The 22,175-nt window shown below is 65.0% G+C and carries 17 protein-coding genes and 1 tRNA gene; 10 read left to right on the forward strand and 8 right to left on the reverse strand.

Annotated elements, in window-relative coordinates; all coding sequences use genetic code 11:
- From EJC49_RS07120 to EJC49_RS07130, 3 genes are all read left to right on the forward strand, one after another.
- The coding region (locus tag EJC49_RS07120) for an exodeoxyribonuclease VII large subunit (RefSeq protein WP_342635347.1) at positions 1 to 327 on the forward strand (327 nt) is incomplete at its 5' end.
- 353 nt (positions 328 to 680) lie between these two features.
- The gene (locus tag EJC49_RS07125; protein ID WP_126698870.1) at positions 681 to 821 is read left to right on the forward strand and encodes a DUF1127 domain-containing protein; all 141 of its coding nucleotides are present in this window, start codon (positions 681 to 683) and stop codon (positions 819 to 821) included.
- 185 nt (positions 822 to 1,006) lie between these two features.
- Positions 1,007 to 1,687, forward strand: a complete 681-nt coding sequence (locus EJC49_RS07130) for an SDR family NAD(P)-dependent oxidoreductase (protein WP_126698776.1) — start codon at positions 1,007 to 1,009, stop codon at positions 1,685 to 1,687.
- A 104-nt stretch (positions 1,688 to 1,791) separates the two neighbouring features.
- Here the strand turns inward: EJC49_RS07130 and EJC49_RS07135 are convergent.
- Positions 1,792 to 1,868 (reverse strand) — tRNA-His (locus EJC49_RS07135).
- Between the two features lie 233 nt (positions 1,869 to 2,101).
- Positions 2,102 to 2,554: a phasin gene (locus EJC49_RS07140; RefSeq protein WP_126698777.1), complete on the reverse strand. Its 453-nt coding sequence runs from the start codon at positions 2,552 to 2,554 to the stop codon at positions 2,102 to 2,104.
- A gap of 254 nt (positions 2,555 to 2,808) precedes the next feature.
- Here EJC49_RS07140 and EJC49_RS07145 point away from each other — a divergent pair, with 254 nt between their 5' ends.
- The 3 genes from EJC49_RS07145 (at position 2,809) to EJC49_RS07155 (ending at position 9,740) form a co-directional block, all read left to right on the forward strand.
- Complete coding sequence (locus EJC49_RS07145; RefSeq protein WP_126698778.1) at positions 2,809 to 6,657, forward strand: histidine kinase dimerization/phospho-acceptor domain-containing protein; 3,849 nt, start codon at positions 2,809 to 2,811, stop codon at positions 6,655 to 6,657.
- 247 nt (positions 6,658 to 6,904) lie between these two features.
- Complete coding sequence (locus EJC49_RS07150; RefSeq protein ID WP_126698779.1) at positions 6,905 to 7,960, forward strand: Fe(3+) ABC transporter substrate-binding protein; 1,056 nt, start codon at positions 6,905 to 6,907, stop codon at positions 7,958 to 7,960.
- Between the two features lie 76 nt (positions 7,961 to 8,036).
- Positions 8,037 to 9,740 (forward strand): ABC transporter permease, encoded by a 1,704-nt coding sequence (locus tag EJC49_RS07155; protein WP_126698780.1) that lies wholly within the window; start codon positions 8,037 to 8,039, stop codon positions 9,738 to 9,740.
- 287 nt (positions 9,741 to 10,027) lie between these two features.
- Here the strand turns inward: EJC49_RS07155 and EJC49_RS07160 are convergent, their stop codons facing one another.
- A complete protein-coding gene (locus EJC49_RS07160) occupies positions 10,028 to 11,986 on the reverse strand; it encodes an acetoacetate--CoA ligase (RefSeq protein WP_126698781.1) in 1,959 nt (652 codons plus the stop codon).
- A 174-nt stretch (positions 11,987 to 12,160) separates the two neighbouring features.
- Here EJC49_RS07160 and EJC49_RS07165 point away from each other — a divergent pair, with 174 nt between their 5' ends.
- Positions 12,161 to 14,017, forward strand: a complete 1,857-nt coding sequence (locus EJC49_RS07165) for an AsmA family protein (RefSeq protein ID WP_126698782.1) — start codon at positions 12,161 to 12,163, stop codon at positions 14,015 to 14,017.
- Between the two features lie 21 nt (positions 14,018 to 14,038).
- Here the strand turns inward: EJC49_RS07165 and EJC49_RS07170 are convergent, their stop codons facing one another.
- The 5 genes from EJC49_RS07170 to EJC49_RS07190 all read right to left on the reverse strand — a co-directional run bounded on the left by EJC49_RS07170 (position 14,039) and on the right by EJC49_RS07190 (position 19,316).
- Positions 14,039 to 14,857 carry an ABC transporter permease subunit gene (locus EJC49_RS07170; protein WP_126698783.1) on the reverse strand — a complete coding sequence of 273 codons (819 nt, stop codon included), beginning with the start codon at positions 14,855 to 14,857 and terminating at the stop codon, positions 14,039 to 14,041.
- A gap of 10 nt (positions 14,858 to 14,867) precedes the next feature.
- Positions 14,868 to 15,830 carry an ABC transporter permease subunit gene (locus EJC49_RS07175; RefSeq protein WP_126698784.1) on the reverse strand — a complete coding sequence of 321 codons (963 nt, stop codon included), beginning with the start codon at positions 15,828 to 15,830 and terminating at the stop codon, positions 14,868 to 14,870.
- 4 nt (positions 15,831 to 15,834) lie between these two features.
- Entirely contained in the window at positions 15,835 to 16,977 is a 1,143-nt protein-coding gene (locus EJC49_RS07180) for an ABC transporter ATP-binding protein (RefSeq protein WP_126698785.1), read from the reverse strand.
- A 72-nt stretch (positions 16,978 to 17,049) separates the two neighbouring features.
- Positions 17,050 to 18,144 (reverse strand): polyamine ABC transporter substrate-binding protein, encoded by a 1,095-nt coding sequence (locus EJC49_RS07185; RefSeq protein WP_126698786.1) that lies wholly within the window; start codon positions 18,142 to 18,144, stop codon positions 17,050 to 17,052.
- A 221-nt stretch (positions 18,145 to 18,365) separates the two neighbouring features.
- Positions 18,366 to 19,316 carry a DMT family transporter gene (locus EJC49_RS07190; RefSeq protein ID WP_126698787.1) on the reverse strand — a complete coding sequence of 317 codons (951 nt, stop codon included), beginning with the start codon at positions 19,314 to 19,316 and terminating at the stop codon, positions 18,366 to 18,368.
- A gap of 239 nt (positions 19,317 to 19,555) precedes the next feature.
- On the opposite strand from EJC49_RS07190, the gene EJC49_RS07195 reads away from it, so the two are divergent.
- The 3 genes from EJC49_RS07195 to EJC49_RS07205 all read left to right on the forward strand — a co-directional run bounded on the left by EJC49_RS07195 (position 19,556) and on the right by EJC49_RS07205 (position 21,793).
- Complete coding sequence (locus EJC49_RS07195; RefSeq protein ID WP_126698788.1) at positions 19,556 to 20,533, forward strand: NADPH:quinone reductase; 978 nt, start codon at positions 19,556 to 19,558, stop codon at positions 20,531 to 20,533.
- A gap of 193 nt (positions 20,534 to 20,726) precedes the next feature.
- Positions 20,727 to 21,140, forward strand: a complete 414-nt coding sequence (locus EJC49_RS07200; protein ID WP_126698789.1) for a hypothetical protein — start codon at positions 20,727 to 20,729, stop codon at positions 21,138 to 21,140.
- Positions 21,125 to 21,793 (forward strand): hypothetical protein, encoded by a 669-nt coding sequence (locus tag EJC49_RS07205; protein ID WP_126698790.1) that lies wholly within the window; start codon positions 21,125 to 21,127, stop codon positions 21,791 to 21,793. The genes EJC49_RS07200 and EJC49_RS07205 overlap by 16 nt, the downstream gene beginning before the upstream one ends.
- Positions 21,794 to 22,175: the final 382 nt, after the last annotated feature.

Raw genomic sequence — 22,175 nt, forward strand, 5'->3', positions numbered from 1 at the left:
TGCGACGACCGGGTGGCCAACCTCGGCCGCCGCGCCGACCGGGCCGCCGACGTCCGGCTGGCCCGGCTGGCCGACCGGCTGGCGCAGGCGGGAAGGCTCAATGCCTCGCTGTCCTACAAGGCGGTGCTGGAACGGGGATTCGTGGTCGTCCACGACGCGTCCGGCGCCCCTGTGAAGCGCGCGGCGGACCTGTCTGGCGGTGATCGCGTGGCGCTGCAGTTCGCCGATGCCTCGGCCGGCGCGATGATCACCGGCGACGGCGCCTCCAGGCTGCGCCCGGCGCGGACCGCCAAGCCCGGCGGCGGTGGGCAGGGCTCGTTGTTTTGAGGGGGAAGTAGGGAGCAGGAGGGGGTCTGGCCGACAGCCAGTCCGGCAAGACACCAGACGAGCGCAGGCGAAGCGAGCCTTGGCAACCGCGCATTCGATCACCTCACCCTCTTCCCCACTCTCCGGTTGCCCTATTCCCCTGTTCCCCTACTTCCCTACTCGCCTACTCACCATTGGCCCCCGTTAACCTCCCGCCAAGCCTCTTTCGCAAGCGCGAGAAGAGACCTGCTCATTCGATGGGCGTTATGCAAAAAATGCAGGCGAACCATGCGCCCGGCGATCTTGTCGCAGTGCAACATGACGCCTATCTGAGCCGCATCAGATTGCATTTGCCCGAAAGAAAGACACAGGCCATGAACATCATCAAGAACTACCGCAACTGGCGCCGTTTCCGCAGCGCGATCGACGAGCTGTCGCGCCTGTCCAACCGCGAGCTGGACGACATCGGCATCACCCGCGCCGACATCCCGCACGTCGCGCGTCGCGGCCGCTGATTTCGAGAGAAGTACGGCAGGGCACATCCTCCGCCCTGCCTCGAACGGCCATCGGCTTCCTCCCGTGACAATGGCCGTTTCCCAAAGGCCCGCCGGCTCGTCCGGCGGGCCTTTCTCGTTGCGGCAAAGCGCGGACGACGACGAACCGGATTGAACCGCCAGGCATCAGCGCCTATCAAGCCCGCATGACCAAGACCATTCTGATCACCGGTGCCGCCCGCGGCATCGGCTACGCGCTCGCCGACATCGCCGCCCGGGAGGGCATGGCCGTCATCAGCCTGGTGCGGAACCGTCCGCCCGGCGCCCTGCCCGGCGAAGTCTTCGACGGCGTGGACGTGACCGACGCGGACGCCCTCGCCCGCGTGGCCGCGACGCTGGCGGGCCGCCCGATCGATTTCCTCGTCAACAATGCCGGCATCATCGGCCCCGACCGCCAGTCCACGTTCGACATGGATTTCGACGGCTTCAGGCAGACGCTGGAGGTCAACGCGCTGGCGCCGCTGCGGGTCGCGCAGGCATTTCTGCCCAACCTGCGTGTAGCGCGCGACGAAAGCGGCATCGCCCGCATCCTGACGGTGACGAGTGCGATGGGCCGGATGAGCTACGCCAAGTCCGACCAGATCGCCTACCGGGCCTCCAAGGCAGCGGTGAACAAGGTGATGCAGGGCCTCGCCACCGACCTCGCGCCAGAGAACATAGCGGTGCGCCTGATTCACCCCGGATGGGTGCGCACCGACATGGGCGGAAGCGGCGCCGACATCTCGGTGGAAGAGTCGGCCGCGGGTGTCTTCGCACGCGCCCTGGACTTCGACATGGCGCAGACCTGCAGTTTCGTCGACTACAGGGGCGAAACGATTCCCTGGTAAGCCGCGCGGCCCGAACCGAGCGAAACCGCCGTCACGCGGAGGCGGGATACGTACAGGCTCGATGAGGATCGCGGCTGTCTGAAAAAGGGCGGAGCCGAGGGAAATGGTACGGTTGCTCGGGATCGAACCGAGGACCTCCGGATCCACAATCCGGCGCTCTAACCATCTGAGCTACAACCGCACGCCCTGCGTTGCGAAGCGAGTGTGCAATAAGATCAAACGACCACGATTGCAAGTGTGGAAACCGCCTCCTCCGGTCTGCTGGCGCCGCGCGATGCGGCGGCCCGCCGAAGGGGCGCGGGAAACGGCTCCCGCTCGGCTGCAGGCAGCGAAAGGGCAGGCCCTTGCGGACCTGCCCTTTCGGTCAGGGCACGCGGGAGGAGGTGCGCACCCTGCACTTGGAATGGAAATGCGTCAGGCGACCTTGAGTTCCTTCATGGTCTTCTCGAAAGCATCCTTGGCCGGCTTGGAGATCTCTTCGACCATCTTGGTGGACGCGGACTGCATGTCCTTGGCCTGGTCGACGACCATTTCCATGCGCTTGCGCATGTAGGTGGTCTGCAGTTCGATGATCTCGGAGAGCGACTTGGCGTTGACGAGCGACTCCATGTAGGAGAAGTCCGCCTCGGCGCCGGCGCGCATGGCGCTGATGCCCTTCAGCGACATCTCGCTGCCGGCCTTCTTCATGGTCTCCATCGCGGTCTCGACGGTCTTCTGCGCGTCCTCGGCCGAAGCCTTCATCTTCGAGTAGACTTCCTTCGACTGCTCGACGCCCTTCTCGGCGAAGGCGCGAAGCTGATCGGTCGCCTTCGACGTGTCGAAGGTCGGGAACTCGATGGTTTCTGCGGACTTGGTCACTTTCGACATCTGCTCTTATCCTTTTCTCGTGGGGACTGGGCCGACGCGAGCTGTCCACGCGTCATATGCCCACAATATAGGCATAACATTTGTGCGTTGCAACATTTTTCTTGCAACGCACCATCGTCGCCGAGAGATTAACCACGGAGGCAGAAAAGGATCGCAAAACCACCGGGAATTGTGGACCTTGGCGACGGGCTCTTTTATTAACAAAGCGTTAAGGCCAGGCGGGGCAGCGCCTGAGGATCGGGATCGTTCGGGACATGTCAGCTAGCGAGTATTCGTTCATCGACATTGCCGTGCTCGACGGCGTGCGGGGACGTTTTGCCGCAGGCGACGCCCTGGCGATCCTTTCCACCGATCTGGAGGACGTGATCTGGGCGAACGGGCCCGGCGCGCGGATGTTCGGCTATCCGGACATCGAGGCGATCATGGGCGCTGCCGCGGGCCTGGGATTTGCGCAGAAGCGGCAGATCGCGGCCACGCCCGGCTATCCAGACATCGGAACCGACCGCTCCCTCGCGCTTCGCCTGCTTTCCGGCCACACGAGCCGGGTCGTCAGCTTCCTCGCCAGCGCGATCCGTCTGCCCGACGGGGAGCGCGCCATCCTGCTTGCCGCCCCCGCGGCGCTCGCCGGCGCGCGCGATCCGGCCGAAATCGCCGCCAGAGTGATCTCCGGCTTCACCGAGGCCGGGTACTACGCCGCCCTGCTCCGGTCGGGCGTGATCGCGGCGGCGGCGCCGGGCTACGACGCCCTGGGCATTGCGCCGGAGACGGTGGAGGCCCTGGTGGACGACGTCGCGGACGCCTCCGACCGGCTGGTCAAGCGCCGCATTCCGGCCGCCGGCAGGCGCCTGCCGGCCGGCATCGCGCGTCTGTCGGACGACCCGGCGGTGCATCTGCTCATCGTGGTCGACGATCCGGAATTCTACCGCGCGGCGGACTTTCCCGAAAACACGGAAGCCGACCGGCCGCCGTTCGGGGGAGCCGCCTCGCCCGAACCGGATCGCGACGAGCCGGGATTCGATGCCGAGCATGACGAACCGGACGCGGCGCCCGTCGATGGCGAATCGCGCGCGCACATCGATGGCTGGTACTTCGAGGCCGACGCGCCCGGCATGGCGACGGATGCGATCGAGGACGCGCCTGTCGCACCCTTTTCGGCCGATCCTGATCCGCTGGCGAGGAACGACGTCGAACCCGGCGGTGCGCTTGAACCGGACGTCCTGTCCGATGATGGGACGGCGATCGCCGACCAAGCCGCCGCCCTGCCCTTCACACGATCGGACGCGCCGGTCCGGTTCGCCTGGCGCACGGACGCCGAAGGCCGTTTCAGCGCGATGTCGCGGGAGTTCCTGCTGGCCGTGGACGCGGACGACAACGCCGTGATCGGCCGGTCCTTCACCGATGTGGCGGCCGAACTGGACATCGACCCGGACGGCGCGATCGCGGGGCTGCTGGCGCGGCGCGACACCTGGTCGGGAAAGACGGTGCTGTGGCCCTTGGGCGACACCGGCTGGCGCGCGCCGGTCGATCTCGCCGCCCTGCCCGTCTATGCGCGGGATCGCGAGTTCGAAGGCTTTCGCGGCTTCGGCATCGCACGACCGGCGGATTCCATCTTCGTACCCGTCGCCGTGCCTGACCCCGTCGATGCGATGGATACGGACGAGACCGAACCTCCAACCGAGGAACCGGACGCGCTCGAGCAGGACATGGAAACGCCAGCGCCGACGGAGGCTCCGGCCGGCGACGACACAAGGGCGGCCACGGATCCGGCCGCGAACGCGACGCCCAGCGCAGATGACGAGGATGCGGTTCTCGATACAGCCGACGATGCCGAAACGGCCGCGACGACCGTCATTGCTATGGACGAGGCACGGTCGCGCCGCTTCTCGGACAAGATCATCCGGCTGGCCGAGCATCGCGCGCCGGCCTCCGATCGCATCCTGTCGCCCGTCGAGCGCAATGCCTTCCGCGAGATCGGCGACCGGCTGAAGAAGGTGACCGAGCCACGCGCGGATGCGCCGGACGCACCTGCGGATGCAGGGCCCGGCAAGAGCGACCTACCGGCGACATCGTCGGCTTCACCCACCCTGGCCGACGCCGATGCGGTCGCACCGGTGCCGGCCGCGCCGGAGGATGCTGCTTCGCTGCCGCAGGAGCCGGAAGCCGCCACGTCCGAAGAACCGCCCCTCGCCGAGGAGACGAGAGGTCGGCGCGCGACCAATCCCTTCTTCATCGAGGTCGAGGAAGAACTCGCCGAGGGACCGGTGGACCCGGAGCCCCTGCCCGCGCAGCCCCCGGCCTCAGCCCACGAGGCTTCCGACGGCGACGGTGGCATCGACAGCCAAGAGCCCGCATCGGAGCCGACAGTGGCGGCGCCGAAAGACGCGACCGGCCATGCGCCCGACGGCCGGATGCGCTTCGAAGCCCAGCCAATGGCCGAACAGCCTCACCACGCACTCGGATCGGCGCGAGCGGAGGTCCGCCTGTCCGCCGACAATGAAAACGGCGTGGCCTCAGCAAGCACCGCCCCGCAGGCGCCTGCCGCCGAACCCGAGCCGTCCGAGGCGGCGGACACCACCGCTGCCGGCGCCGCTTCCGACCAGACCCCGGCCGAAGACATCGGCGCGGCCGACGTTGCCGGTGTCGGGCGCACGGTTCTGTCCCGCCTGCCACTGCCCATCCTGGTGCATGCCGGCGACGTGCTGCACTTCGCCAACCAGAGCTTTCTCGACTTCACCGGCTACGGCTCGCTCGCCGAGCTCGACAATGCCGGTGGACTGGGCGTCCTGTTCGCCGAACCCAGCACCGAAAGCGACGGCGAAGATGTGCCCGCCCATTCGGCCGTGCTGCGTCGACAGGACGGCCAGACGATGCCCGTGCGCGCCCATCTCCAGTCGATCCCCTGGGGACGCGGCAAGGCGCTGCTGCTGGCGCTCCGGCCGGCCGACGAGCCGCTGGAGGAGATCGACGCCCAACCCGCCGGCGATCTCGCCGCCCGCGTCGAGGAGATGCGCACGATCCTCGACACCGCGACCGACGGCGTGGTGCTGATCGCGACGGACGGAACCATCCGGTCCATCAACCGGCCGGCCGAGGCGCTGTTCGGCTATGACGACGGCGAGGTGGCCGGCAAGCCCTTCGCATCGCTGCTGGCCGTCGAGAGCCAGCGCGCCGCGCGCGACTATCTGCAAGGGCTGTCGGACCACGGCGTCGCCAGCGTCCTCAACGACGGCCGCGAGGTGATCGGACGCGAATCGCAAGGCCGGTTCATCCCGCTGTTCATGACCATCGGCCGCCTGCCCGGCGGCAACGGCTTCTGCGCGGTGCTGCGCGACATCACGTCGTGGAAGCGCGCGGAGGAGGAACTGACCAAGGCGCGGACGCTCGCTGAGCGGTCGTCGTCGCAGAAATCGGAGTTCCTGGCACGCGTGTCGCACGAAATCCGCACGCCGCTGAACGCCATCATCGGTTTTTCCGAACTGATGATGGACGAGAAGTTCGGCCCGATCGGCAATGACCGCTATCGCGACTACCTGCGCGACATCAACCGGTCCGGCAACCACGTGCTCGACATCGTCAACGACCTGCTGGACATTTCCAAGATCGAGGCGGGCGAGCAGGAAATGGCCTATGAGGCGGTTTCGCTGAACGACGTCCTGGCCGAGGCCGTGGCGATGATGCAGCCCCAGGCCAACCGCGAGCGCGTCATCATCCGCTCGAGCTTCGCCTCGCGCCTGCCGGAAGTGGTGGCCGACCTCCGGTCGGTGCGCCAGATCGGCCTCAACCTTCTGTCCAATGCCGTCCGCTTCACCCAGCCGGGCGGACAGGTGATCGTCTCGACGTCCTACGAAGCATCCGGCGACGTCGTCATGCGGGTGCGCGACACCGGCGTCGGCATGTCGAGTGCCGAGATCGAGCAGGCGCTGAAGCCGTTCAAGCAGATCAACTCGCTGAAACGCACCCGCACCGACGGCACCGGCCTCGGCCTGCCGCTGACGAAGGCGATGGTGGAGGCCAACCGCGCCCGCTTTCTCATCACCTCGGCGCCCGGCGAAGGCACCCTGGTAGAAATCTGCTTTCCGTCGACGCGTGTGCTCGCGGACTGAGAGGCCGGCGGCGGCGGCGCTGACGCGGACAGCAGGACGATCACGAAAACGTGATCATGGGCTGCGAGTCAATTGTTGAGCGTTTGCCTCTGATTTAGCTTCGCAAATCCTGATCAGAATAGTTTAGAATACTTCCAAACGACTGATTTCGCTTCGCAATCGCTTGACCACCACCCATGCATCGCACATGGAGCGGCATGCGCCGCCTTTTGCCCGGCGTCGATGTCGCAGACAAAGAGGAGCTTCCATGTCCCGCCTGACCGCCAGATTATCCCGCGCGGGTCTCGCCGCCGCCGCGCTCGCGTCGACCTTCGCCTTCCTTCCGGCCGCCCAGGCCGACGGCGTGGTGAACGTCTACTCGTATCGTCAGCCCGACCTGATCAAGCCCGTGCTCGACGCCTTCAGCGCGCAGACCGGCATCGAGACCCAGGTGCTGTTCCTGGACAAGGGCCTGGAAGAACGCATCGCCGCCGAAGGCGCGAATTCGCCCGCCGACGTGATCCTGACGGTCGACATCGCCCGCCTCGCCGCCGCCAAGGACCGGGGCGTGACGCAGGCCGTCGACGACGACGCCATCAACGCGGCCCTGCCGGCCGAGTACCGCGATCCGGAAGGCCACTGGTTCGGCGTGACCAAGCGCGGACGCGTCATCTACGCGTCCAAGGACCGTGTCACCGACACCGACATTTCCTATGCCGATCTCGCCGATCCGCAGTGGCGCGGCAAGATCTGCATCCGCTCGGGCCAGCACGACTACAACCTCGCCCTGTTTTCGGCCCTGATCGCCCACTGGGGCGAAGAGAAGACCGAGGAGTGGATGAAGGGCTTCAAGGCCAACCTGGCCCGCAAGCCGGACGGCAACGACCGCAGCCAGGCAAAGTCGATCATGGCCGGCGAGTGCGACCTTTCGCTCGGCAACACCTATTACGTCGGTCTGATGATGACCAACGAGAAGGAGCCGGAGCAGAAGGATTGGGCGAACGCCATCAACGTCGTGTTCCCCTCGATCGACGGTTCGGGCACGCACGTCAACATCTCCGGCATGGCGATGGCCAAGAACGCGCCGAACCGCGACAACGCGCTGAAGCTGATGGAATTCCTCGCCAGCGAGGACGCCCAGAAGATCTACGCAGCCGAAGTGTTCGAGTATCCGGCATCTTCCGGCGTCGAGCCGTCCGACATCGTGAAGTCGCTCGGCACGCTCAACGCCGACACCCTGCCGCTGGCCGACATCGCCAAGCACCGCAAGGCTGCCTCGGAGATGGTCGACCGCGTTGGCCTCGACGACGGCCCGGCGAGCTGATCCGCCGCGCCAAAGGTTGCTTGCATGAAGGGGTCCGCGCGGTTAACCGACGCGGACCCTTTTTCTTGAGCGCCTGATGCAGGAAACCAGCCGCAACGATTTCGTCCCTACCGAGGGCATCGCACCGCGCGCGCGCCGCGAACGGCATCCCGCGGCGTTTCTGCTGGCGCTCGCCATCGCGACCGTCGTGCTGGTGCCGGTCGCGGTTCTGGCCACCATCGCGACGACGGGCACCGGCGCCGACTGGCCGCATCTGGCGCGCAACGTCCTGCCCGGTTCCGCCGTGACGACCGCGTGGCTGCTCCTGATGGTGGCGGGCGGCACGGCTTCGATCGGCGTGACCGCCGCATGGCTGGTGGTGGCCTACGACTTTCCGCTGCGCCGGACACTCGCCTGGGCGCTGGTGCTGCCGCTCGCCGTGCCGACCTACCTGGCCGCCTATGCCTTCGGCGAGTTCTTCCATTTCACCGGCCCGGTGCAGGGCGCCGTGCGTGCGCTGTTCGGCTACCAGACGATGCGGGACTACTGGTTTCCCGACATCCGCACCACTGGAGGCGCGGCCATCGTGCTGTCGTCCGTGCTCTATCCCTATGTCTATCTCACCGCGCGCGTGGTCTTCATCATGCAGGGCCGCAACATCGCCGACGTGGCGCGAACCCTCGGCGCCAGCCCGGCCAAGGTGTTCTTCCGCATCCTGTTGCCGGTCGCGCGCCCAGCGATCCTGGCGGGCGTCGCCCTGGTGCTGATGGAGACGATCAACGACATCGGCGCCGTCGAATATCTCGGCGTGCGGACCCTAACCTTCTCGGTCTATTCGACCTGGCTCAACCGCGGCAGCCTGGAAGGGGCGGCCCAGATCGCCATGCTCATGCTGGTGCTGGTGCTCGGCCTGGTCTGGGCCGAGCAATGGGCCCGCCGCAAGCAGCGCTTTCACGGCGCGCGCGCCACGCAGATGAAGTCGAAGCCGCCGCGCGTGAAGCTGAGCGGCTGGCGCGCCGCACTGGCGACCGTGTCGGCCGCGCTGCCGGTCGTGGCGGGTTTCGGCATCCCGCTATATGTGTTCGGAGACTATGCCAGCCGCCGGCTGGACCAGATCGCCAACCCCGCCCTGCACGCCGCCTTCGTCAACAGCATCCTGACGGCGGGCGCGACCGCGCTCCTGACCGTGGCGGCGGCCCTTGCGGTCATGAACGCGGCGCGCCTGTCGCGATCGGCGGCGATGACGGCCGTGGCCCGGCTCGCCGCGGGGGGCTATGCCGTGCCTGGCACCATCCTCGGCCTGGGACTGCTGTTTGCGCTGACGCAGTTCGACAACACGCTCGACACCTTCATGCGCGACAGTTTCGGCATCTCGACAGGGCTGCTCCTCACCGGCTCGGCGGGCGCCGTGGTGCTGGCCTGCTCGATCCGCTTCCTGGCGCTGGCCGAGGGCGCCATCCGCTCGGGCCTGGAAAAGCTGCCGCCCAACATCGACGAGGCCGCCCGCAGCCTCGGGCGATCGCCACTGGGGAGCGCGCGCGAGATCCTCCTGCCGCTGCTGCGCCCTGCCCTGTTCACCGCCGCCGTTCTCGTCTTCGTCGACACCGTAAAGGAACTGTCGGCCACCATCCTCCTGCGCCCCTTCGGCTTCTCGACGCTGGCGACCCATGTCTATGAGAACGCCTCGCGCGGTGTCGTCGAGGACGGAGCGATCGCTGCATTGCTGATCATCGTCACCGCCCTGATCCCGGTAGTGCTGTTGTCGGGCGCGCTGATGCGCGACGGCGATGCGGCAATGTAGGGCGCGCGCGGCCATCCGTCCGTCCCCCACCACCGCACGCGAGCCCCCCAAAAAAATCGGGGCGTTCTTGCGAACGCCCCGTGAATTGGGATTGCTGTCAAAACGAGGACTTGAGCGAAACATTGCCTGGATCAGGCGCGGGATTTCTCCCTCAAGTTGATCGTGAGTATCGCGGCGATCCCTTAACGAAACCTTACCAGGTTAAAGAGAGGTTTAAAAATCGGTCCTGCCTCTTGTAACGAGGTAAATTTCGCCGTCACGTTTCGTTAACCAGCCGCCGGCTGGCGTCAGCTGCGCAGTTCCGGCAGGTCGCGGTAGAGATCGAGCGCCTCCGGGTTCGCGAGCGCTTCCTTGTTCTTGACCGCCCGGCCATGAACGACGTCGCGCACGGCGAGTTCGGTGATCTTGCCGGACTTGGTGCGCGGAATGTCGGCCACCGCCACAATCCGGGCCGGGACATGGCGCGGGCTGGCGCCGGAACGGATCCTGGCCTTGATGCGCTTCTCGAGATCCGCGTCGAGCGAAATGCCGGGCGCCAGACGCACGAACAGAACCACCCGCACATCGTCGTCGAAATCCTGGCCGATGCAGATCGCCTCGAGGATTTCCTCCATCTGTTCGACCTGATTGTAGATCTCGGCCGTGCCGATCCGCACGCCCCCGGGGTTCAGCGTCGCGTCCGACCGGCCATGGATGATGAAACCGTCATGTTCGGTCACCTCGGCGAAATCGCCGTGGCACCACACGTTGTCGAAGCGCTCGAAATAGGCGGCATGGTACTTGGCGCCGTCGGGATCGTTCCAGAACATCACCGGCATCGCGGGGAAGGCCCTGGTGCAGACCAGTTCGCCCTTTTCGCCGCGCACCGGCCGGCCGTCGTCGTTCCAGACCTCGACCGCCATGCCGAGACCCGCGCCCTGGATCTCGCCGCTCCACACCGAGCGTGTCGGAACGCCGAGCACGAAGCACGACACGATGTCGGTGCCGCCGGAGATCGAGGCCAGGTGCACGTCGGCCTTGATGCCGGAATAGACGAACTCGAAGCCCTCCGGCGACAGCGGGGAACCGGTCGAGGAGATGATGCGCACCGTCGACAGGTCGTGCGTCTCGATCGGCCGCAGACCCGACTTGCGCACCGCATCGATGAATTTCGCCGAGGTGCCGAAATAGGTCATCTTCTCGGCCTGCGCGAAGTCGAAGATGACGTTGCCATCCGGATGGAACGGCGAACCGTCGTAGAGCAGCAGCGTCGCGCCCGACGCGAGACCGGACACGAGCCAGTTCCACATCATCCAGCCGCAGGTGGTGAAGTAGAAGAAGCGGTCGCCCTCGCCGATGCCGGCATGGAGCCGCTGCTCCTTCAGATGCTGGATCAGGGTGCCGCCCGCCGAATGCACGATGCATTTGGGAATGCCGGTCGTGCCCGACGAGAACAGGATGTAGAGCGGGTGGGCGAAGGACAGCCGTTCGAAGGTGAGCGGCTTTGCGTCATGAGCATCGAGCGCGGCCTTGAAGGTGCGTCCGTTCGGCAGCGAGGCCGCGGCCGCCTCGGCGCCGCCGAGATAGTCCACCACCAGCGTCCGCCGCACGGTCGGCAGCTTCGCGACCACCTTGGCGACCTTGTCGGCGACCTCGATGCGCTTGCCGGCATACCAGTAGCCATCGACCGTGACGAAGATCACCGGCTCGATCTGGCCGAACCGGTCGAGCACGCCCTGTTCGCCGAAATCGGGCGAGCAGGACGACCAGATCGCGCCGAGCGAGGTCGCGGCGAGCATGGCCGCGATCGTCTCGGGCATGTTGGGCATCATGGCGGCCACGCGATCGCCAGCCTTCACGCCCTCGGCGGCGAAGGCTTGCTGCAGCTTCGACACCATTGCGCGCAGATCGTCCCAGGACAGGCGATACTCGACCTTGTCCTCGCCGCGAAACACCAGGGCATCGCCAGCGCCACTCTTCCAGAGAAGGTTTTCGGCGAAGTTCAGCGTCGCGTCGGGAAAAAACGACGCGCCAGGCATTCTGTCGCCATCGACCAGATCGCGCCCGCCGCGGTCGCCGATGACCCCGCAGAACTCCCAGACCAGTTTCCAAAATCCCTCACGATCTGTTACGGACCAGTCATGAAGTTGTTCATAGGTCGAAAGGGACGTGCCCGAGCGCTTGGTCGCTTCCGCCATGAATGCCATAAACGGCGACTGGCCGACGGCGTCGGGGGATGGGGTCCAGAGCGGGGCAGTCCGAGACATCGTGTTCCTCCAGATGGGCGATGCGGTTATGCATACTGCGCCGAGGGAGAGCAAGACGGCTCAAGATGCCGGGCAATGCCATCGCCGGGCCACAATGGCTTGAAAAGGCTCGCATAGCGGCGCCCGCGCGGCCAGTGCAAACGCCCGATCGGCGCAAGGGAATGACGAGGCGCAATGCCATCCAAGGCTGCGAAACGAACGATCTGGATCTTTGCTGGGCTGGCGGTCTTTGCCCTGGGGTTTATCGCGTTGATCCCCTACGTCGCGTCGACGCAGATCGTGCGCAATCGGATCGCATCCGAGTTGAGCGCGTGGAGCGGCTACCGGGTCGTGTTGAGCGGCATTCCCAGCCTCCACGTGTGGCCGTCCTTTCACGCGGAACTGGCCGACGTGTCGCTGCAGGAATGGGGCAGGCCGGACGAACCGCCGGTGCTTCGCGCGGAGCGCATCGACATCGAGCTTTCGCCGATCGCCGCGCTCAGGGGCGAGATCGCCTTCACCAAGGTGGCGCTGCTGCGGCCGGTGCTGCGCGTTTCGGACCAGGACAGCGCCATTCCCTTCCCGGTTCCGCCGCGCGGCGGACGCATGCTGCGCGCCATCGAGACGGCCCGGGCCGTCGTCGACGAGAACCCGGCGCAGCCGGATACGGCGCGCATGCCCTCCGATCCGCTCGGCGCCCTGGAGTTTGTTGACGGACGCGTGCTGCGGGTCGATGCGGATGGCGAGCACGAAGTGCTGTCCAGCATCACCGGGCGCGGCGCCTGGAACACGCTTCAACGCCCTGCCTCGGTGTCGCTGAAGGCCATCTGGCGTGGCGAGGGCATTGCCGTGGAGGCTGGTGTCCAGCAGCCGCTCGCGCTGCTCGCGGGCGGAAACTCGCGCGTTTCCGTCTCGCTGTCGTCGTCTCCCCTCACCGGCAGTTTCGAGGGCCTCGCGACCTTCTCCAGGCGCGGCTTCGTCGACGGCGTCGCCAAGCTCTCGTCGCCATCGCTGAGACGCGCGCTGGAATGGTCCCGGGCGGACATCTCGCCGGGCGCGGTCACCGGAAACGCCTCCATATCGGGACGCCTGATCGGCGATGCACAGCGCATGAAGCTCGAAGGCGCGCAACTGTCGTTCGGCGGCCACCCCGGAAACGGATTGCTCGATTTCTCGTTTGCGGGGGCAATGCCGGCGCTGTCGGGCACGCTGGCGTTCCAGTCGCTCGACATGCGGGCCTTCCTCGGTGCCTTCGTCCAGCTGCCAGACGAGCAGGGTCGCTGGAATGGTCCCATCGAACTGGATTTTTCCCGTCAGTTGCAGCTCGACCTGAGGCTGTCGGCGGCACGCGCCACGGCGGGCCAGATCGAACTCGGCCAGCTCGCGGCCACCGCCCAGATCAACGAAGGCCTCGCCGCGTTCGACATCTCCGATTCCACCGCTTTCGGCGGCGCCGTCCAGGCCAGCCTGAGAATAGACCGGCGCGACGCCGACCAGGCCGAGATACGCTTCCTGGCCAGCGACGTCGACTTCCGGGCCTTCGGTGCGGCCACCGGGCTCGGTGCCGCCCTGCCACAGGCGAAGGCGACGATCTCGGCGATCATCAGCGGTCCAGCCGACAATTGGGAATCGATGCTGGCCGGCGGCGGCGGCTCGATCTCGGTCAAGCTCGGCCAGGGCTCGGTGGCCTGGTTCGATCTCGACGCCTTCCGCGAGCGGGCATCGACCGGCGGGTTCTTTCCCCTGCGCGACATGCCTGCGGGCACGATCGCCTTCGAATCGGCCGAGTTCCGTTCGACGGTCATGAGCGGCGTGGCAAGGCTCGACACCGCCAAGGTCAAGCAGGCCCGCCAGGTGATCGCCTTCACTGGCATTCTGCCGCTCGTCGGGCAAGGCATCGCGCTGTCGGGCACGATCCTGCCGCGCGATCCGGCCGAAGCCGTGGAACCGAAACCGACGGCGCAGATCGCGCCACTCGCCGCCTTCTTCGTCGGCGGCTCCTGGCGGTCGCCCTTCGTCTCGCCGATTCTCAGCGACTTCCCGCTGGAGTAAAACCCGGAAGCGCGGTCGTCTTCAGTGGCGCTGCGCGGCCTGCTCGTCGCGCTGGCGCTGCACTTCCCGGCTCTTGTTGACCACCGAGGCGATGAGGACCCCCACCGCGACGATGGCGATGAGAATGGTGCAGGCGGCGTTGATCTCGGGCGTCACGCCCAGCCGGACCTGGCTGTAGATCTTCATCGGCAAGGTGGTCGCTCCGGGCCCGGAGGCGAAGCTGGCGATCACCAGATCGTCCAGCGACAGCGTGAAGGCCAGCATCCAGCCGGACACGATCGCCGGCAGGATGACCGGCAGCGTGATCGCGAAAAAGGTCTTCACCGGCGTCGCGCCGAGGTCCATCGCCGCCTCCTCCAGCGAGCGATCGAAGGAGATCAGCCGCGACTGCACCACCACCGCGACGAAGCACATGGAGAAGGTGATGTGGGCGAGCGTCACGGTCAGGAACCCGCGATCGAGGCCGATGGCGACGAAAAGCAGGAGCAGCGACAAGCCGGTGATGACCTCGGGCATGACCAGCGGCGCAAACACCATGCCCGAGAACAGCACCCGTCCGCGGAACCGCGTGTAGCGGGTCAAGGCCAGCGCAGCCATCGTGCCGAGCACGGTGGCGACGGTGGCCGATATGAACGCGACGCGCGCCGTCACCCAGGCCGCGTCGATGAGGCCCTGGTTGCGGAAGAGCTCGCCATACCATTTGGTCGAGAAGCCGGCCCAGACCGTCACGAGCCTGGATTCGTTGAAGGAGAAGACGATGAGCAGGACGATCGGGATGTAGAGGAACGCGAAGCCCAGGACGATCGACACGATGTTGAAGCGGGACCAGGTGGTGTTCATCGCGCCGCCCTCACCTGTCCTTTTCCAGCGAACGCGCCTGCGCCTGCTGGAACAGCATGATCGGCACGACGAGCAGCAGGAGCAGGATGACGGCGACCGCCGAGGACACCGGCCAGTCGCGATTGTTGAAGAACTCGTTCCACAACGTCTTGCCGATCATCAGCGTCTGCGAGCCGCCCAGCAGGTCGGGGATCACGAACTCGCCCATGGCCGGAATGAAGACCAGCATCGATCCCGCCACGACGCCAGGCAGCGCCAGCGGGAAGGTGATCTTCCAGAAGGCGGAGATCGGCGGGCAGCCGAGGTCCTGGGCCGCCTCCACCAGCGAATAATCCATCTTCTCCAGCGCCGCATAGAGCGGGAGCACCATGAAAGGCAGATAGGAGTAGACGATGCCGATGTAGATGGCGGTGTTGGTGTTGAGGATGAGCAGGGGCGTGTCGATCACGCCCAGCCAGATCAGGAACTGGTTGAGCAGTCCCTCCGGCTTGAGGATGCCGATCCAGGCGTAGACCCGGATCAGGAAGCTCGTCCAGAACGGCAGGATGACCAGCATCAGCAGCGTCGGCCGCAGCGCGGCGGGCGCGCGCGCCATCCCGTAGGCGATCGGGAAACCCACGGCGAGCGTGATCAGCGTCGAGACGGCCGCGATGGTGATGCTGGACACATAGGCGTTGAAATAGAGCGCGTCCTCGGTCAGCCAGAGGTAGTTGTCGAGCGTCAGTTCGCCGAGACTGTCGAGGAAGCCCGCCAGCCCCTCCTCCAGGCGGAACACCGGGACATAGGGTGGCATCGCGATCGCGGTCGTCGACAGCGAAATCTTGAAGACGATCAGGAACGGAACGAGGAAGAAGAAGAACAGCCAGAGATAGGGAACGATGATGACGAGCCGGTTGCCGATGGCCTTGCCGAACCCGCCGGCGGCTGCGGCTGGCGCCGGATCTGGATGGTCGGATGTGGCCAGCTGTACCATGGCCCTACCTCGTCAGGACGACGCCGGCATCCGGCGCGAATGAAATCCAGGCCTTGTCGCTCCAGGTCAGCTGGTCCTCGCTCACCCGCGCGCTGTTGAGCGCGCTGGCCTTGACAACCTGGCCGTCCGCCAGACGCACATGATAGACGGTCATGTCGCCGAGATAGGCTAGATCGAAGATCTCGCCCTCCATGACGTTGGCCGTGCCCTCGGCGGGCCTGCGCGGCGAGACCTTGATCTTCTCGGGGCGGATGGCGAATGCGACCTCGCCCGAACTGACGTCGTCGGGCACGTTCTCGACCCGGATTTCCGCGCCACTCGCGCCCTTGATCCGCAGGCTCGCGCCATCGCGCGACATCACGCTGCCTTCCAGGAGGTTCACGGTGCCCACGAAGCCGGCGACGAAGCGGGAGGACGGCGCCTCGTAGATTTCGGCCGGCGTGGCGACCTGCATCACCCTCCCCTTGTCCAGGATGGCGATGCGGTCGGCCATGGTCATGGCCTCCTCCTGGTCGTGGGTGACGACGACGAAGGTCAGGCCCAGATTCTGCTGCAGGTCCATCAGCTCGAACTGCGTTTCCTCGCGCAGCTTCTTGTCGAGCGCGCCGAGCGGCTCGTCGAGCAACAGCACCTTCGGCCGCTTGGCCACCGAGCGGGCGAGCGCCACACGCTGGCGCTGGCCGCCGGACAGCTGATGCGGCTTGCGGCGCGCGAACTGCTCGAGCTTGACCAGCTTGAGCATCTCGGCGACGCGCTCGGCGATCTGCGCCTTCGGCATTCCGTCCTGCTTGAGCCCGAAGGCGATGTTCTGCTCGACGCTCATGTGCGGGAAGAGCGCGTAGGACTGGAACATCATGTTGACCGGCCGCCGATAGGGCGGGATGCCGCGCAGATCCTGCCCGTCGAGAAGGATGCGGCCGGAGGTCGGTTCCTCGAAGCCCGCCAGCATGCGCAGCAGCGTGGACTTGCCGCATCCGGATGCGCCGAGCAGGGCAAAGAACTCGCGCTCGTAGATCCTGAGCGAAAGATCGTCGACGGCGACGAAATCGCCGAACCGCTTGGTGATGTTCTCGAAGGCGATGTACGGCCTGGCGGCTGGATCGGTCCAGGGTGCGAAGCTTCTGCGAATGCTGCCGAGCGATTTCATGTGGTCCCCCGAGTGCCCGCTCCCCCGAACGCAAAGCCCCCGGCGCCGGCGCCGGGGGCTGCTATCCAACGCCTATTGACCGGTCACGACCCGGGTCCAGATACGCGTCACGAGGCGCTGCGTCCTTGCGTCGAGTGGAACGGTGGTGAACAGCTTGTCCATGGTCTCGTCGTCCGGATAGACGGCCGGATCGCCGATCACGTCCTCGTCGAGCAGTTCCTTCGAGGCCGCGTTGCCATTGGCGTAGAAGACGTAGTTCGACGCCTTGGCGATCACGTCCGGTCGCATCATGTAGTTCAGGAACTCATGCGCCTCGTCGAGATGCGGCGCGTCGGCCGGGATCGCCATCTGGTCGAACCACATCTGCGCGCCTTCCTGCGGGATCGAATATTCGATCGCCACGCCCTGATCGGCCTCCGCAGCGCGGTCGCGCGCCTGGAAGATGTCGCCGGACCAGCCGACCGCCAGACAGATGTCGCCATTGGCGAGCGCGTTGATGTATTCCGACGAATGGAACTTGCGGATCGACGGACGGATCGACAGCAGCAACTGCTCGGCCTTGCCGAGTTCGTCGGGATCGGTGGAGTTCGGGTCGAGCCCGAGATAGTTGAGCGCCGCAGGGATCATCTCGGCCGGAGCGTCCAGCATGTAGACGCCGCAATCGGCGAGCTTGGCGAGATTTTCGGGGTTGAAGACGATGTCCCAGCTGTCGATCTCCTCGACGCCGAGCGCATCCTGCACCTTGTTGACGTTGTAGCCGATGCCGGTGGTGCCCCACATGTAGTTGATGGAGTACTCGTTGCCCGGATCGTACTTCGCCGTACGGTCTGAAACCACGTCCCACATGTTGGAAAGGTTCGGCAGCTTGGCCTTGTCCAGCTTCTGGAATACGCCGGCCTGGATCTGGCGGGCGAGGAAGGTGCCGGTCGGCACGACCACGTCGTAGCCGGTGCCGCCGGCGAGCAGCTTGGTCTCCAGGATTTCGTTGGAATCGAACACGTCGTAGACGACGCGGATGCCGGTTTCCCGGGTGAACTCTTCCAGGATGGAATTGTCGATGTAATCAGACCAGTTATACACGTTGACCGTGCGGCTCTGTGCGTTCGCGTCGACCGAAACGAGCGCGGCGAGCGCGGTGGCCGCCAGCAGATGTCCCCTGAATCTCATCGCATGTTCTCCTCTTGTCTTGCCCCGTTTCCCGGCTCGCGCGAGTAGCGCAACGCGGCCAGGTTCCAATCGATGAAGCCTATTGGCGTTTTTGCACTGCGACAAGCGACAATTTCCCGCATGCGGCGAAGGAAGATCGGGCGCCGCGGATGACGGGTTGAACCGCGGGAACCGCGCTCCGCCACAGGCTGGACACTCGGCTTCTAGTCGGGCTGCCGGGCTCAGTTCGGAAGGGGCATTCCCGTTGTGCCGGGCTTTTGCGGCCGCATCTGGCGGCGGAATTCCAGCCCGATGTGAATGAGGAGCGCCGAGAAGACGATCGATCCGCCGATGAGCGTCCGCAGCGAGGGAACCTCGCCATGGATCAGCCAGACCCAGACCGGTCCGAGCAGCGTCTCGAAGGTGGAGAGCAACGCGGCATAGGCCGCCGGAATGAGCCGCGCACCGGTGGTGAAGAGCGCCAGACCCAGTCCGAGATTGACCGCGCCGAAGACGAACAGGAACCCCATGTCGCCGACGGAGACGAAAAGCGTGCTCGCCTGCGTGAAGGCGAAACCCGCCGCCATGAACGTGCCGAGGCAGACTGCGGGGGTCATGCGCACATCGGCATAGCGGCGCGTCAGCACGGTGGCGAGCGCGAACACGATGGCGATGAGCAGTGCCAGGCCGCCCCCGATCGGCGAGACGTTGCCGTCGAAGGATTCCGACACCATCACCGCCACGCCCGCGATCACTGCGACGATTGCCGCCCAGGTGGCGCGCGAGATGCGCTCGCGGAAGAACAGGAAGGCGAGCAGCGCCGCGATCAAGGGCGCGCCGGCCTGCATCAGGAGAATGTTGGCCACCGTCGTGTAGGAGAGCGCGACGACGAAGGCCGTCGACGCCGTGGCGAAACACAGGGCGACGACCAGTCCCGGCAGCCCCATCACCCGGAACAGCCCCAGCATGCCGCGTGGCCCATCGCGCCAGAGCATGAAGCCGACGAGGAAGGCGGCCGCCCAGAAGGACCGCCAGAAGACGATCGTCCAGGCGTCGTTCTCGCCGAGGAAGCGGCCGATCGCGCCGCCCAGGCTCCAGGCGAGCGCGGCGAGGAAGACGAGCAGGAAGCCGATACGCTCCTCGGCCGCCGGTGCGGCGGGCAACAGCGAGGACGGCGGCTGGTTGCTGGACATGCATTCGCTCCCGGCGCGGCCACCGGCCCCGATACGCCTTTGCATCCGCTAGCGGCAATTCGCCGGGCCGGCCTGATCCAGCCCGATCTTGTCGTTGTGTCACGCAGCCAGGCATCGCCTCGCCGACGCGATCACGCCGCCAGGGCTGTCGTCATCCGGGCGATTGTGGGATACACCGCGCCGACGGGGCAGGCATGATTGCGGCCGCCCCCGGACACGGCAGAATGAGGAGGATGACGATGAGGGCAGCCTGGTACGAACGCAACGGCGAGGCGCGCGACGTGCTGACGCTGGGAGACATGCCGCTGCCCGAGCCCGGTCCGGGCGAGGTGCGCGTCAGGCTTGCCACCTCCGGCGTGAACCCTTCGGACGTGAAGTCGCGGCGCGGCCGGCCCCCGGTGTTTCCGCGCATCATGCCGCATTCCGATGGCGCCGGCGTGATCGAGGCGGTCGGCGCGGGCGTTCCGGCGAACCGGGTCGGCGAGCGCGTGTGGATCTGGAACGGCCAGTGGAAACGCGCCATGGGCACGGCCGCGGAAGCGGTCGCGATCGCGTCGGACCAGGCCGTGCGCCTGCCCGACGGCACGGACTTCGCCGCGGGCGCCTGCTTCGGCATTCCTGCCCTGACCGCGGTCCATGGCGTGACGCTCGCCGAAGCCGGGCCGGGCAAGACCATCCTGATCACCGGCGCGGCGGCGGCCGTCGGCCACTACGCCACCCAGATCGCCGTTTCGCGCGGCGCCCGCGTCATCGGCACCGCGTCGGCCCGGCGGGCCGACCATGCCCGGGCGGCCGGCGCCGCCGAGATCATCGACTACAAGTCGGAAAACGTCGCCGAGCGCGTGAAGGCGCTGACCGGCGGACGCGGTGTCGACGCCATCCTCGACATGGACCTCTCGACCACCGCCCCGCTCCTGCCGCAGGGCGTTCTGGCCCAATACGGCAAACTGGTCTGCTACGGCTCGAACGTGCCCGCCGATATCCCCGTCTCCTTCACGGCGATGTTGTGGGGCAGCCTGACGCTCCAGTTCTACCTCGTCTATGAGTTGCGAGCCGACGAACGCAAGACCGCCATCGCCGAACTGACCGCCATGCTGGAAGCCGGCAAGCTCAGGCACACGATCGGCGCCCGGTACCCGCTCGACGACATCGTCGCCGCGCATGAAGCGGTGGAGCGCGGCGACGTGGTCGGCAACGTGGTGCTGGAGATGAAGTGAGGTCAGTCGGCCGCCGGCGGGCGCGTGCCCGCGAAAAAACTTCTACGTTACAATGCAATGTGGCAGCGCTAAACTAATCCCTTGCCCTCCAAAATGCCTCACTACAATCTTGCGTGGAGAGGCACTTCCAGGCAGTCTGCGCCGCTCAGCCTACTGATTTATCTTCGCACTGCTCAGATGGCGAGAAAATCCAATGGGAAAAAAATCGGAAATTGCCTCTATAGTTTTAGGATTAGTTGGGATTTTTGCTGCCTTACATCAGCTCCATCGAACAAACTCAGCCTTAGAAGCAGCAAACACTATATCGCTGTCACGAGATGCACGATCAATCTCAGAGCAGATTGCGCGGAACCAGTCAGACCCCATTGCGCTCGACAATGCTTTTGATTTATACGGTGATTACATAGCTCATGCAGGCTACTTGCGGGGAAAGAATCAGTTGCCTACAGAAATCTGGCGCTCGCTTGAGAAAGATTTTTGCCAGATGCTTACCAATCAAGAGGGGTTCGAAAAGTGGTATCGGCGCAACAGCTTTGCAGAGCACTTGAACAGCATTTTCCCAACTTTCTCATCCCTCGACGCCGACCTCGATTGTATAAATCAGTAGCGGCTTTTGGCTTTATTTCTTTATTGTCTCTTGGCCTGACGTGGGCAAGTGTCAATAGTATGCTGAAACATAAGTACGGCGGCATATTCAAGGAGATTGAGATCGCACAATCTAATTTAAACGCAATACGTGCCGAAGTCGAAGGCTGGAATATTGATAGCGTTAATGGAGCAAGTGATAGAGTTAGAAATTTTGCAGGGCAGATAGTAAATGCACACTTGCATTTCGCCAAAGAAAGCCTTGACGCCATTCCTGACGCAATACTTCCAATAGACACATTATCAAATACATCGAAAGCGGAATTGAAAACATTATATGTCACAGTTTATAGCAATTATAATATATTTAATACTTATCAAAGATACAATAACGATATCAAAGACAGCCTCCGTACCGCAGCATTAGAATCGGAAAGTAGATTGTCCGAAAACGAGATACTGAGACGCATTGGTACGATAAGAGCATATTCCAATTTCATTGAAGCCAGTTCTACGCGAATAAGCGTGAGGGGGAAATCTCTCGTTAGTACGATAGACAGAAATTCAGACCCATTTGATATTCTAGACAGAAAAGCCGAACTATCAATAGAGATGAGCCGACACGATATAATCATGAGTTATCTTATTTTACTGTTAAAACAATCACGGCATTGATTTCTTTAATAGAAATTCAAATTAGTTCATTGCATTTTATCATCTGTTCGATGAATTATACTAAGATATAGTGCCTGCAAATTGTTGAACCGACGGCACCATACGTGTGTACGGAGATCCCGTTATGTGGTCCACCTCCGGCAATTAAACTTGCATCGCGCCTTGTTTGAAACGCGTTTGAGGCGCATATTGGTCTGATCGCGATCTGGTGCCCATCGACAGCGGGGCCTGCCGATCGCGACCATTTTCACAACCGTGACCGTATTCCGCTGAGCGGGCCCGGCAACCATCCGTCCATCGATCCAGTTCGCGGCCCTTGTCCTTCTCGACTTCGTCGAGGGCTTTGGCTCGAGAGATCGAGGCGGCGCGACCGATGCATGCG

This window comes from Aquibium carbonis (genome assembly GCF_003970795.1).
Lineage (GTDB): Bacteria > Pseudomonadota > Alphaproteobacteria > Rhizobiales > Rhizobiaceae > Aquibium > Aquibium carbonis.